The 14,092-nt window shown below is 45.0% G+C and carries 10 protein-coding genes; 9 read left to right on the plus strand and 1 reads right to left on the minus strand.

Features of this window, described 5'->3' with window-relative positions; translation table 11 throughout:
• Positions 1–257 precede the first annotated feature (257 nt).
• From ACQRCC_RS13165 to ACQRCC_RS13180, 4 genes are all read left to right on the plus strand, one after another.
• The gene (locus ACQRCC_RS13165; protein ID WP_427851220.1) at positions 258–4,124 is read left to right on the plus strand and encodes a DNA-directed RNA polymerase subunit beta; all 3,867 of its coding nucleotides are present in this window, start codon (positions 258–260) and stop codon (positions 4,122–4,124) included.
• 14 nt (positions 4,125–4,138) lie between these two features.
• Positions 4,139–7,807, plus strand: coding sequence for a DNA-directed RNA polymerase subunit beta' (gene rpoC / locus ACQRCC_RS13170; protein WP_427851221.1), 3,669 nt, complete (start codon positions 4,139–4,141; stop codon positions 7,805–7,807).
• A gap of 293 nt (positions 7,808–8,100) precedes the next feature.
• Positions 8,101–8,388 carry a helix-turn-helix domain-containing protein gene (locus ACQRCC_RS13175; RefSeq protein WP_427851222.1) on the plus strand — a complete coding sequence of 96 codons (288 nt, stop codon included), beginning with the start codon at positions 8,101–8,103 and terminating at the stop codon, positions 8,386–8,388.
• A gap of 7 nt (positions 8,389–8,395) precedes the next feature.
• Entirely contained in the window at positions 8,396–8,572 is a 177-nt protein-coding gene (locus ACQRCC_RS13180) for a FeoB-associated Cys-rich membrane protein (RefSeq protein ID WP_427851223.1), read from the plus strand.
• A 38-nt stretch (positions 8,573–8,610) separates the two neighbouring features.
• Here ACQRCC_RS13180 and ACQRCC_RS13185 read toward each other — a convergent pair whose 3' ends face one another.
• Entirely contained in the window at positions 8,611–9,366 is a 756-nt protein-coding gene (locus ACQRCC_RS13185) for a TSUP family transporter (protein WP_427851224.1), read from the minus strand.
• Positions 9,367–9,537: 171 nt separating this feature from the next.
• Between ACQRCC_RS13185 and ACQRCC_RS13190 the strand changes: the two genes are divergently transcribed.
• The 5 genes from ACQRCC_RS13190 (at position 9,538) to fusA (ending at position 14,036) form a co-directional block, all read left to right on the plus strand.
• A complete protein-coding gene (locus tag ACQRCC_RS13190; protein WP_427851225.1) occupies positions 9,538–10,101 on the plus strand; it encodes an HD domain-containing protein in 564 nt (187 codons plus the stop codon).
• The gene (locus ACQRCC_RS13195) at positions 10,085–10,612 is read left to right on the plus strand and encodes a VanZ family protein (protein ID WP_427851226.1); all 528 of its coding nucleotides are present in this window, start codon (positions 10,085–10,087) and stop codon (positions 10,610–10,612) included. Before ACQRCC_RS13190 ends, ACQRCC_RS13195 begins: the two co-directional genes overlap by 17 nt.
• Before the next feature lie 140 nt (positions 10,613–10,752).
• Positions 10,753–11,175 carry a 30S ribosomal protein S12 gene (gene rpsL, locus ACQRCC_RS13200; protein ID WP_427851227.1) on the plus strand — a complete coding sequence of 141 codons (423 nt, stop codon included), beginning with the start codon at positions 10,753–10,755 and terminating at the stop codon, positions 11,173–11,175.
• A gap of 260 nt (positions 11,176–11,435) precedes the next feature.
• Positions 11,436–11,906, plus strand: a complete 471-nt coding sequence (gene rpsG, locus ACQRCC_RS13205; RefSeq protein WP_427851228.1) for a 30S ribosomal protein S7 — start codon at positions 11,436–11,438, stop codon at positions 11,904–11,906.
• Between the two features lie 15 nt (positions 11,907–11,921).
• A complete protein-coding gene (gene fusA, locus ACQRCC_RS13210) occupies positions 11,922–14,036 on the plus strand; it encodes an elongation factor G (protein ID WP_427851229.1) in 2,115 nt (704 codons plus the stop codon).
• The last annotated feature ends 56 nt before the right edge of the window (positions 14,037–14,092 follow it).

A 14,092-nucleotide genomic window follows, 5' to 3' on the forward strand; every position in this document is an offset into this window, starting at 1 on the left:
CTTAAAGAAATTGCCGTTTTCGCGAAGCAATGATTGAAGCTTCAGAATAAGGGTATACTCTGATTGGGGACGTAGTAGGAAAATTTTGCTATGTCCCTGATTTTTAAATTTATGATTGACAAATTTCTTGACTTTGTGCTATAGTAAATAGTGCGCTATTGTGGAATTGTATGCCATAAACTGTGCAGATAATCATAAAAATAACGAGGTTTATTCGGTAAAACCTCACGAAAAAATATACAAGGAGTGAAACGTCAATGGAGAAAAACAGAATTCGTCCTATCAAAAGCGGAAAAAGTTCACGCATGAGCTATTCCAGACAAAAAGAAGTGCTTCAGATGCCTAACTTAATCGAAGTCCAGAAGGATTCCTATCAGTGGTTTTTGGATGAAGGATTAAAAGAAGTATTTGATGACATTTCTCCAATCACCGACTACAGCGGACATTTGAGTCTGGAATTTGTTGATTTTACCTTGTGTGAGAAAGATGTGAAGTACACAATTGAAGAGTGTAAAGAACGTGATGCTACTTATGCTGCACCGCTTAAGGTCAGAGTAAGACTTCACAACAAAGAAACAGACGAAATCAATGAGCATGAGATCTTTATGGGTGACCTGCCGCTGATGACAGCTACCGGAACATTTGTAATTAACGGAGCAGAGCGTGTCATCGTAAGTCAGCTGGTTCGTTCCCCTGGTATTTATTATGCGATTGCGCATGATAAAGTTGGAAAAAGACTGTTTTCATCTACTGTAATTCCAAACCGTGGTGCATGGCTGGAATATGAAACAGACTCTAATGACGTTTTCTATGTTCGTGTTGATAGAACAAGAAAGGTGCCGATTACAGTGTTGATCCGTGCTCTGGGTATCGGTACCAATCCTGAGATTATAGAATTGTTTGGTGAAGAGCCGAAGATTCTTGCAAGTTTTGAGAAGGATGCAGCAAGCAACTATCAGGAAGGTCTTCTGGAACTCTATAAGAAGATCCGTCCGGGTGAGCCTCTTGCTGTAGATAGTGCTGAAAGTCTGATTACCAGCATGTTCTTCGATCCGAGACGTTATGACCTTGCAAAAGTAGGACGTTATAAATTTAATAAGAAGCTGTCCCTTAAAAACCGAATTACTGGACATATTCTTGCTGAGGACGTTGTGAGCCCGATTACTGGTGAAGTGGTTGCCGCGAAGGGAACCAAGGTTACCAGAGAGATTGCCGATGAGATTCAGAATGCAGCGGTACCATTTGTATGGATCGCAAGAGATGATGAGGACAGAAATATCAAGGTTCTCTCCAATATGATGGTGGATCTGCAGGCGATCGTAGACATTGACCCGAAGGAAGTAGGCGTTACCGAGCAGGTTTACTATCCGGTTCTTGCAGGTCTTCTTGAAGAGACAGCAGGAGATATTGACGAATTGAAGGACGCAATTCGCAGAGATATCCATGACTTGATTCCGAAGCATATTACAAAGGAAGATATTCTGGCTTCCATTAACTACAACATCCATCTGGAGTACGGCCTTGGAAATGATGATGATATCGACCACCTGGGCAACAGACGTATCCGTGCGGTAGGTGAGCTGCTTCAGAATCAGTACAGAATCGGTCTTTCCAGATTGGAGAGAGTGGTTCGTGAGCGAATGACAACACAGGACCTGGAGGGTATTTCTCCACAGTCTCTGATTAATATTAAACCGGTTACAGCAGCAGTGAAGGAATTCTTCGGTTCCTCCCAGCTGTCTCAGTTCATGGATCAGAATAACCCGCTGGGTGAGCTGACTCACAAGAGACGTCTGTCTGCACTTGGACCGGGCGGTCTGTCCAGAGACCGTGCGGGATTCGAGGTTCGAGATGTTCACTACTCCCATTACGGAAGAATGTGTCCGATTGAGACCCCTGAAGGTCCGAACATCGGTCTGATCAACTCACTGGCTTGTTATGCGAGAATCAACCAGTACGGATTTGTGGAAGCACCATATCGTAAGATTAATCACGATGATCCGAAGAATCCGGTGGTTACCGATGAAGTTGTATATATGACTGCAGATGAAGAAGATAATTACCATGTGGCACAGGCGAATGAGCCTCTGGATGAAGAAGGACATTTTATCCATAAGAATGTATCCGGTCGTTACCGCGAAGAGACGCAGGAGTACGAGCGTACTATGTTCGATTACATGGATGTGTCTCCTAAGATGGTGTTCTCTGTGGCTACAGCACTGATTCCTTTCCTGGAAAATGACGATGCGAACCGTGCGCTGATGGGATCCAACATGCAGCGTCAGGCAGTTCCGCTTATGCTGACAGAAGCACCGGTAGTCGGAACAGGTATGGAAGAAAAAGCAGCCGTTGACTCTGGTGTATGTATTGTGGCAGAGGCAGGCGGTGTGGTAGAGCGCTCTACTTCTACTGAGATTACAATCCGTCAGGATGATAATACATTAAAGAGATACAAATTGACGAAATTCCTCCGCAGTAACCAGAGTAACTGTTACAACCAGAGACCGATTGTCTTCAAGGGAGACAGAGTGGAGGCTGGTCAGGTGATTGCAGACGGACCGTCTACTTCAAATGGAGAGATGGCTCTTGGTAAGAACCCGCTGATCGGTTTCATGACCTGGGAAGGTTACAACTACGAGGATGCGGTTCTCTTGAGTGAGCGTCTGGTTCAGGATGACGTGTATACTTCTATTCATATTGAAGAATATGAGGCGGAAGCGCGTGATACCAAGCTGGGACCGGAGGAAATCACAAGAGATATTCCGGGCGTTGGAGATGATGCCCTGAAGAATCTGGATGAGAGAGGAATTATCCGTATCGGTGCGGAAGTACGTGCCGGAGATATTCTTGTTGGTAAGGTAACTCCGAAGGGAGAGACCGAGCTGACAGCAGAGGAGAGATTGCTCCGTGCTATTTTCGGTGAGAAGGCACGTGAGGTAAGGGATACTTCTCTGAAAGTACCGCACGGTGAGTACGGTATTGTTGTGGATGCGAAAGTATTTACAAGAGAAAACGGTGATGAGCTGTCACCGGGTGTAAATCAGTCTGTTCGTATTTACATTGCGCAGAAGAGAAAGATTTCCGTTGGTGATAAGATGGCCGGACGTCATGGTAACAAGGGCGTAGTTTCCCGTGTACTTCCTGTAGAGGATATGCCGTTCCTGCCGAATGGACGTCCGCTGGATATCGTTCTGAATCCGCTGGGTGTGCCTTCACGTATGAATATCGGACAGGTATTGGAGATTCACCTTTCTCTGGCTGCAAAAGCACTTGGATTTAACATTGCGACACCGGTATTTGACGGTGCAAATGAGAATGATATTATGGACACTCTGGATCTGGCAAATGACTATGTAAATCTGGAGTGGGAAGAGTTCGAGAAGCGTCATAAAGAAGAGCTTCTTCCGGAAGTAATGCAGTATCTGTATGACAACAGAGATCACAGAGCACTCTGGAAAGGTGTTCCGCTCTCCAGAGATGGTAAGGTGCGCTTAAGAGACGGACGTACCGGAGAGTTTTTTGACAGCCCGGTAACCATCGGTCACATGCATTATCTGAAGCTGCATCATCTGGTAGATGATAAGATCCATGCCCGTTCTACAGGTCCTTACTCACTGGTAACACAGCAGCCTCTGGGTGGTAAAGCTCAGTTCGGTGGACAGCGTTTCGGAGAGATGGAGGTATGGGCACTGGAGGCTTATGGTGCATCATACACACTGCAGGAGATCCTGACAGTAAAATCTGACGACGTTGTGGGACGTGTGAAGACTTATGAAGCGATCATCAAGGGTGAGAATGTTCCGGAACCGGGAATTCCGGAATCCTTCAAGGTTCTTTTGAAAGAGCTTCAGTCACTCGGTCTGGATGTACGTGTCCTGCGTGATGATAATACAGAAGTGGAGATTATGGAGACCGTAGATATGGGTGAAACAGATTTCCATTCACTGATCGAGGGTGACAGAAAGTATGGCCGCGAAGAAGATGGATTTGAGTCTCATGGTTATACTTCACAGGAATTCCAGGGAGAGGAACTCGTAGATATAGAGGAGCCGGAAGACGAAGATGATTTTGACTTTGACGACGACTTCGAGATTGACTTTGACGAATTGTCAGACGACGAATAGGAAGGGGTGCCAGTATGCCAAATACAAATGAACAAACATATCAGCCAATGACGTTTGATGCAATCAAAATCGGGTTGGCATCACCTGAAAAAGTGTTGGAGTGGTCCAGAGGTGAGGTAACCAAACCTGAGACCATTAACTATAGAACATTAAAGCCGGAGAAGGACGGATTATTCTGCGAGAGAATTTTCGGACCAAGCAAGGACTGGGAATGTCACTGTGGAAAATATAAGAAAATCCGTTATAAAGGTGTAGTCTGCGACCGATGCGGTGTAGAAGTAACCAAGGCAAGTGTAAGACGTGAGCGTATGGGGCATATTGCCCTTGCGGCTCCGGTATCACATATTTGGTACTTTAAGGGAATCCCAAGCCGTATGGGACTGATTCTTGACCTTTCTCCGAGAACACTGGAGAAGGTGCTGTATTTTGCGTCTTACATCGTGCTGGATAAGGGTGAGACAAACCTTCAGTACAAGCAGGTACTGTCCGAGCAGGAATATCAGGAAGCAAGAGAGGCATGGGGAAGCAGTTTCCGTGTAGGTATGGGAGCTGAGGCTATTCAGGAATTACTTAAAGCAATCGACCTCGACAAGGAATACGAGGAACTCCAGGCAGGACTGGAGGGCGCAACCGGCCAGAAACGTGCGAGAATCGTAAAACGTCTGGAAGTTGTAGAAGCTTTCCGTGAGTCCGGAAATAAGCCGGAGTGGATGATCTTAAATAATATCCCGGTTATCCCGCCGGATCTTCGACCGATGGTACAGCTGGATGGTGGACGTTTTGCTACATCTGACCTGAATGATCTGTACAGAAGAATTATCAATAGAAATAACCGTCTGAAACGTCTGCTTGAGCTGGGCGCACCGGACATTATTGTAAGAAATGAAAAGAGAATGCTTCAGGAAGCTGTAGATGCCCTGATTGATAACGGTCGTCGCGGACGTCCGGTTACAGGACCCGGTAACAGAGCTCTGAAGTCACTTTCCGATATGCTGAAAGGTAAATCCGGACGTTTTCGTCAGAACCTTCTTGGTAAGCGTGTTGACTATTCCGGACGTTCCGTTATTGTTGTAGGACCGGAACTTAAGATTTACCAGTGTGGTCTTCCGAAAGAGATGGCTCTTGAGCTGTTCAAGCCTTTTGTTATGAAAGAGCTGGTACAGAACGGAACTGCACACAATATTAAGAATGCAAAGAAGATGGTAGAGAGATGGCAGCCTGAGGTATGGGATGTACTCGAAGATGTTATTAAAGAGCATCCGGTTATGCTGAACCGTGCCCCTACACTTCACAGACTTGGTATTCAGGCATTTGAGCCTATCCTGGTAGAAGGTAAGGCCATTAAGCTTCATCCGCTGGTATGTACCGCTTACAATGCCGACTTCGACGGTGACCAGATGGCGGTTCATCTTCCGCTGTCCGTAGAAGCTCAGGCAGAGTGCCGTTTCCTTCTTCTGTCACCAAACAACCTTCTGAAACCGTCTGATGGTGGACCGGTAGCCGTTCCTTCACAGGATATGGTACTTGGTATTTACTATCTTACGCAGGAGAGACCGGGTGCGCTGGGAGAAGGCAAGGCATTCAAGAGTGTAAATGAAGCAATTCTTGCATATGAAAATGAAGCCCTGACTCTGCATTCACGTATTAAAGTGCGTGTATCTAAGAAGATGGCTGATGGAACTGTGAAGACAGGAACCGTAGAGTCCACACTGGGACGTTTTATTTTCAATGAGATTATTCCTCAGGATCTGGGATTTGTTGATCGTGAGATCCCGGGAAATGAACTTCTTCCGGAGATTGATTTCCACGTTGGAAAGAAACAGCTGAAGAAGATTCTGGAGAAGGTTATTAATACACACGGTGCAACCAAGACGGCAGAAGTGCTGGATGCAATCAAATCAACCGGATATAAATATTCTACGAGAGCTGCTATGACCGTATCTATTTCTGATATGACCGTACCTCCGCAGAAACCGGAGATGATTGCAAAGGCACAGGATACTGTAGATAGAATTACAAGAAACTACAAGCGTGGTCTTATTACAGAGGAAGAACGTTACAAAGAGGTTGTAGAAACCTGGAAGGCTACTGACGATGCCTTGACAGAGGCTCTGCTGACCGGTCTGGATAAGTATAACAACATCTTTATGATGGCGGATTCCGGAGCCCGTGGTTCTGATAAGCAGATCAAACAGCTTGCAGGTATGCGTGGTTTGATGGCTGATACAACCGGTCGTACGATCGAGTTGCCTATCAAGTCCAACTTCCGTGAAGGTCTGGACGTATTGGAGTACTTCATGTCTGCGCATGGTGCTCGTAAAGGTCTGTCTGATACAGCGCTTCGTACAGCCGACTCAGGATACCTGACCAGACGTCTGGTAGACGTTTCTCAGGAACTGATCATTAATGAAGTTGACTGTAGAGATAAAGATGGCGAGATCCCGGGAATGTATGTAAAGGCATTCATGGATGGAAAAGAAGAGATCGAGAGCCTTCAGGAACGTATTACAGGACGTTATCTGTGTGAGAATATTTATGATAAAGATGGCAATGTGCTTGTAAAAGCTAATCACATGGTTACACCGAAGCGTGCTGAGCTGATCATGAAGAAGGGTGTGGATGAGAACGGAGAGACTCCGACCAAGATTAAGATCCGTACCATTCTGACCTGCCGTTCACACAGAGGTGTTTGTGCAAAATGTTATGGAGCGAACATGGCAACAGGTGAACCTGTACAGGTAGGTGAGGCAGTTGGTATTATCGCTGCTCAGTCCATCGGTGAGCCTGGTACACAGCTTACCATGAGAACCTTCCATACCGGTGGTGTTGCCGGTGACGATATCACACAGGGTCTTCCTCGTGTCGAGGAGCTTTTCGAGGCAAGAAAGCCGAAGGGTCTTGCAATCATTACTGAGTTCGGTGGTGTGGCAACCATTAATGATACAAAGAAGAAACGTGAGATTATCGTAACAAATAACGAGACGGGAGAATCCAAGGCATATCTGATTCCTTATGGTTCCAGAATCAAGATTATGGATGGAGCAGTTCTTGAAGCCGGCGATGAGCTGACAGAAGGTAGCGTAAATCCACATGATATTCTGAAAATCAAAGGACTGCGTGCCGCACAGGATTACATGCTTCAGGAAGTTCAGAGAGTTTACCGTCTGCAGGGTGTAGAAATCAACGACAAGCATATTGAGGTTATTGTTCGTCAGATGCTGAAGAAGATCAGAATCGAAGACAGAGGAGATTCCGAATTCCTGCCGGGAACAATGGTTGATATTCTTGAATTTGAAGATAAGAATGTGGAGCTTGAGAAAGAAGGTCTCAGACCGGCTACCGGAGAACAGATCATGCTTGGTATTACCAAGGCTTCTCTTGCAACGAATTCCTTCCTGTCTGCCGCATCCTTCCAGGAGACGACAAAGGTTCTGACAGAAGCAGCGATCAAGGGTAAGGTTGACCACCTGATCGGTCTGAAGGAAAATGTTCTGATCGGTAAGCCGATTCCGGCTGGTACAGGTATGAAGAAGTATCGTGATGTAAAACTCGATACGGATATGGACCTCAACGACGAGCTGATGTTTGAAGATGATGAGTTTGAGCTCGACCTTCAGGAGTTGGATGATACACCGGAAACTGAAGAAAATGGAGCGGAAGCAGAAGATACCGTAGAGGTATAAAATCAAATGTAAAAAGAAATTTTGAAAGAGGATATTTCATTAGGAAGTATCCTCTTTTTTAGCATGTCAGGTAATGTTGTGGTAACTGTTCAGAGCCAACCTCCAAAATGCTTCGCATTTTACGTCTGTTTTATGAAATTTTGCCTGGCTCTGAACAGTACATATTGTGAAAAATAATACAGGGTATACATAAAAAAAGGTTGACAACCAGTATCGCGCGCGATACTATAGGGATAACAAGGGATATTCCTGACTTCATACAGGAATGCATAGATAATAGGGAGAGGAAAGCTATGGAGAAAAAAATGGTGAATTGTGAGGTTAAAGATCTGGAAAAGGAGGAATACGTCGTTAAGGCTTATCAGCAGAAGTTGGGTGAAGCAGTGGGAAAACAGTACGCCCGTGCACGAAAGGATAAAGGACTGACGCAGCAGCAAGTGGCAGATATTTCGGGAATTAAGCGTCCGAATATTGCCAGACTGGAAGGCGGAAAGCATAGTCCTACCGTCGATATGCTTGCGAGAGTTGCCAACAGTATGGGCATGATGCTGGAGATTCGCCTGGTAGACAAGCAGGAGTAACAGGGAAATGTTGTTAACAGCAGGAAGTGGTGTTGTATCCACGATTTTAGTTGTCGCTTTGGTTTTGGGGGCTATTTTTCTGGCGGCACGCAGTATATACCGGAAGAAGAAAAATGGTGGATGCGGATGTGGCTGCAGCAGCTGCAGTCAGGACTGCCCGTCCAGAAGGCTGGACGGGAAATAAAAGGGATTTTTACGTACTTGAATAACAGAAGCAGGCGGTTAGAAGATGCCGAATACTTTCAGAAAAAGTAGAAGCAGCACAAAGAGAATAACTGGTTTTACAATGCGGGAGCCATTTTGCAGTGCAAGACCCGCTCCGATGTAACCGCCCAGCATATTACAGAGGCAGGCGGCAAGTCCCAGTGGGATCAGCACCTGTCCATTTAGCAGAAATACAATTAAAGAGGTAATGTTTGTGGTCAGGTTGATAACTTTCGCCTGACCATTTGCTGATTTAAGGCTGAGTCCGGCAAAGGCTGTGAATGCAATAATCAGAAATGTGCCGGTGCCGGGACCGTAAAATCCATCATATCCGCCGATGAAAAAAGCGGCGACAGTTGCGGTGACATAGGTCTTGCAGTCCAGAACAGCGATGTCTCTGCCGTTGTCATGAAATAGTTTTTTATTCATAACGAGTGCGGCAGATAATGGAAGGATGATGAGAAGTATATAACTCATCATTTTTTCATCGATTAACAATGACAGATGCGCGCCGATAGCAGAGCCTGCAATGGCTGCGATTACGGAAGGTATGGCAAGTTTAAAGCTTACACATTTATTTTTAACGAATCGGGCGGTGGAAAGAAACAGGCCTCCGAAAGCACCCAGCTTATTAGTGGCAATAGCAGCATGGGGCGGAAGACCGGCCATAAGAAAGGCAGGAACGGAGATGAGTCCGCCGCCTCCACCGATAGAATCAACAAAACCCGCAAGAAAAAGAAGCGGGCATACAATCAGGAAGGGTTTTAAATCCATATCAAAGTCCTCTTTCGTATTTATTATCTAATAGGTAGAAATTCCCGAATGTTTTATGGGAATCCTATACGATTATACGGAAAGAGATAGAGAAAAGCAATAGATATCAGATTTACAATGCTTTGAAAATTTGATACGATAGCATATATTGACAAATGGAGGGAATTTACTATGAACAGAGAACAGGCACATGAGATTTTGATGAAATATATGAAGGGTGAGAATTATATTACGCATTCATATGCTGTTGAGGCTATTATGAAAGGACTTGCCAAACGCCTTGCACCCGGAGAAGAGGAATACTGGGGAATCGTAGGACTTCTTCACGATCTGGACGAGGAACAGTGTGACTGGCAGAACGATATCAGTGTACATGGACCTACATCTGTGGAGATTCTGAAGAAGGAAGGGATCGACGATAAGGTGCTGTTTGATGCCATCAAAGCACATAATCCAAAGTGTGGCATGAAAGCAAAGACCAAGCTTCAGTATGCGGTTCTGGCAGCAGATCCGATGAGCGGATTTGTAAAAGCAGTAGCACAGATTTATCCGGATAAAAAGATTGCCAGTGTAAAACATAAATCTGTTATGAAGCGCTTCAACGAGATGCGTTTTGCGGCAGGGGCTAACAGAGATTATATGGAAGCGATTGAGTTTACCGGTCTCAGCCTGGATGACCTGATCGATGTAGCTCTGGAAGAAATGGGAGCAATCTCAGATGTCCTTGGGTTATAAGCGTTTTGTGCTGATTTCTCTGGTCTTTGCATGGATGGTGCTTATTTTTTCATTTTCAGCAAAGCCGGCAGATGAGTCGGCGGACATGAGCCATTCAGTGGGCAGGACAGTGGGACGGTTCTTTGTCCCATCTTTTGAAGAATGGGACGAAGAGGCGCAGGAAGCATTTGCAGACCGGATCGATTATCCGGTGAGAAAGACGGCACATGCCACAGAATATGCCATACTTGGAATTTTATTGATGGCAGCGACCGGAACATTTTCAGATAAGATAGATGGAGACATCATCCGCATAATCAATATCCCGGCAGTGGGATACCGGTCAGGACTGTCCTTTCTTATTGGAACTATGTATGCGGCGAGCGATGAATTTCACCAGCTTTTTGTTCCTGGAAGGAGTGGCCAGATCAGTGATGTTATGCTGGATTCTGCAGGCGTTTTAGCAGGGATTCTTCTGTTTCTGGTGTACAACCGGATTATATTCTACATAAGGGCGAAGTTTGCGGGATAATTTGCAGAAAAGCCTTGACTTTTGAAAATAATCATAATAAAATATCAGAGCGTGCATAAGATTGCATAGCTTTTTTATGTGCACAGAAACAACAAGATGTTGAACCAGTAACTTATTTTTATCGTAGGAGGTGAAATGAAATGCCAACATTTAACCAGTTAGTTAGAAAGGGACGTCAGACTTCTGTAAAGAAATCTACAGCTCCGGCACTTCAGAAAGGATACAATTCCTTAAGGAAGAAAGCAACAGATACATCTGCTCCGCAGAAGAGAGGTGTATGTACAGCTGTTAAGACAGCTACACCTAAGAAGCCTAACTCAGCTCTTAGAAAGATTGCCAGAGTTCGTCTGTCTAATGGAATCGAAGTAACAAGCTACATCCCGGGAGAAGGACACAACCTTCAGGAGCATAGTGTTGTTCTGATTCGTGGAGGAAGAGTAAAAGACCTTCCAGGTACAAGATACCACATCGTCAGAGGTACACTGGATACAGCAGGCGTTGCTAAGAGAAGACAGGCTCGTTCTAAATACGGCGCTAAGAGACCAAAAGACGCTAAAAAGTAAATCCAGAGCACTTAGTGAATGCGAGTCGCAGACGAAGCATGAACTTAGTACGAGGATTGTTCTTCGAAACTTAGCGAAGTTTTTGTTGAGCTTAGTGAGAAGAACTACCATATCAAGTAATTCACAAACAGAACTATGAGAAAGTAAGTTGCAGGGTTGAAGATACAATGTATGCCCTGTGCACTACACAGTATCATTAGAACGACACATGTGAGTACCGATGAATTAAATAGCAAAGAATGTTTAAGGAGGGAAGGACCGTGCCACGTAAAGGACATACTCAGAAAAGAGACGTATTAGCAGATCCGTTATACAATAATAAAGTGGTTACAAAACTTATCAATAACATTATGTTAGATGGTAAGAAGGGTGTGGCTCAGAAAATTGTATACGGAGCTTTTGAGAGAATTGCAGCAAAGAGCGACAAGCCGGCAATCGAAGTATTTGAAGAGGCAATGAACAATATCATGCCAGTACTTGAAGTTAAGGCAAGACGTATCGGTGGTGCAACATACCAGGTGCCGATCGAGGTTAGAGCTGACAGAAGACAGGCTCTGGCACTTCGTTGGCTGACCATGTTTTCTCGTAAAAGAGGAGAGAAGACAATGGAAGAGAGACTGGCAAACGAGATTATGGATGCAGCAAACAACACAGGCGCATCTGTAAAGAGAAAAGAAGACATGCACAAGATGGCAGAAGCAAACAAGGCGTTTGCTCACTATCGTTTCTAATTTTAGGAGGCAACAATGGCTGGAAGAGAATATCCATTAGAGAGAACCAGAAATATCGGTATTATGGCTCATATTGATGCTGGTAAGACTACACTGACAGAGCGTATTCTTTACTATACCGGTGTAAACTACAAGATTGGTGATACTCATGAAGGTACTGCTACCATGGACTGGATGGAGCAGGAAGCAGAAAGAGGTATCACAATTACTTCAGCCGCTACCACATGTCACTGGACATTGCAGGATCACTGCAAGGCAAAACCGGGCGCTCTGGAGCATCGTATCAATATTATTGATACTCCGGGACACGTTGACTTTACGGTAGAGGTAGAGCGTTCACTTCGTGTACTGGACGGCGCTGTTGGTGTATTCTGTGCTAAGGGTGGTGTTGAACCTCAGTCAGAAAACGTATGGCGTCAGGCAGACACATACAACGTACCGAGAATGGCTTTCATTAATAAGATGGACATTTTAGGTGCTGATTTCTACAATGCAGTAGAACAGATTAAGACAAGATTAGGTAAAAATGCAATTTGTCTTCAGCTTCCAATTGGAAAAGAAGATGATTTCAAAGGAATTATCGACCTGATGGAGATGGAGGCATACATCTATAATGATGAAAAAGGTGATGACATCTCTATTGTAGAAATTCCGGATGATATGAAGGATGAAGCTGAGATTTATCATGAAGAACTGATCGAAAAGATCTGTGAGCTGGATGATGACCTTACACTGATGTATCTGGAAGGTGAGATTCCGTCAAATGATGAACTCAAGGCAGCTCTTAGAAAAGCAACATGCGAATGTAGAGCCGTACCTGTATGCTGTGGTACAGCTTACAGAAATAAGGGTGTTCAGAAGCTCCTGGATGCAATCCTTGAGTACATGCCGGCTCCGACAGACATCCCGGCTATCGAGGGTGTAGACATGGACGGTAATGAGGTCGTAAGACATTCTTCAGATGAAGAGCCGTTCTCCGCACTTGCATTTAAGATTATGACAGACCCGTTCGTAGGTAAGCTTGCATATTTCCGTGTTTATTCCGGTACAATGAACTCAGGTTCTTATGTATTGAATGCAACAAAGGGCAAAAAGGAACGTGTTGGACGTATCCTTCAGATGCATGCTAACAAGAGAACAGAGCTGGATAAAGTATATTCAGGTGATATCGCAGCAGCAATCGGATTCAAAGTTACCACAACAGGTGATACCATCTGTGACGAGCGTAATCCGGTAATCCTGGAGTCCATGGAATTCCCGGAACCGGTTATTGAGCTTGCAATTGAGCCTAAGACAAAGGCTTCCCAGGGTAAACTTGGTGAGTCTCTTGCAAAACTGGCAGAAGAAGACCCGACATTCCGTGCTCATACAGATCAGGAAACAGGTCAGACAATCATCGCTGGTATGGGTGAGCTTCATCTTGAGATTATCGTAGACAGACTTCTGCGTGAGTTCAAGGTAGAGGCTAACGTAGGTGCTCCTCAGGTAGCATATAAAGAAGCGATTACAAAGGCTGTAGATGTTGACAGTAAGTATGCTAAGCAGTCCGGTGGTCGTGGACAGTACGGACACTGTAAAGTTAAATTCGAGCCAATGGATGTCAATGGTGAAGAGACATTCAAGTTCGAGTCTACCGTTGTTGGTGGTGCTATTCCGAAGGAATACATCCCGGCTGTAGGTGAAGGTATTGAAGAAGCAATGAAATCCGGTATCCTTGGCGGATTCCCGGTTGTTGGTGTTAAGGCTAACGTTTATGATGGTTCTTACCATGAAGTCGATTCAAGTGAAATGGCATTCCACATTGCAGGTTCTCTTGCATTCAAGGATGCTATGAAGAAAGCTTCACCGGTACTTCTTGAGCCTATCATGAAGGTTGAGGTTACAATGCCGGAAGAATACATGGGAGATATTATCGGTGATATCAACTCCCGTCGTGGACGTATCGAGGGTATGGATGATCTTGGCGGCGGAAAGATCGTTCGTGGTTATGTACCGCTTTCCGAGATGTTCGGATATTCCACAGACCTGCGTTCCAGAACACAGGGACGTGGTAACTACTCAATGTTCTTTGAGAGCTATGAGCCGGTTCCGAAGTCTGTACAGGAAAAAGTCCTGTCCGGTAAAAAATAAGGAAATAGGTGTATTTTGTACTAAAAAGTACGAAAAAGGCTTGAAAAACCTATGGA

Origin of the sequence: Sporofaciens sp. SGI.106, from assembly GCF_050314255.1 — a bacterium.
Lineage (GTDB): Bacteria > Bacillota > Clostridia > Lachnospirales > Lachnospiraceae > Claveliimonas.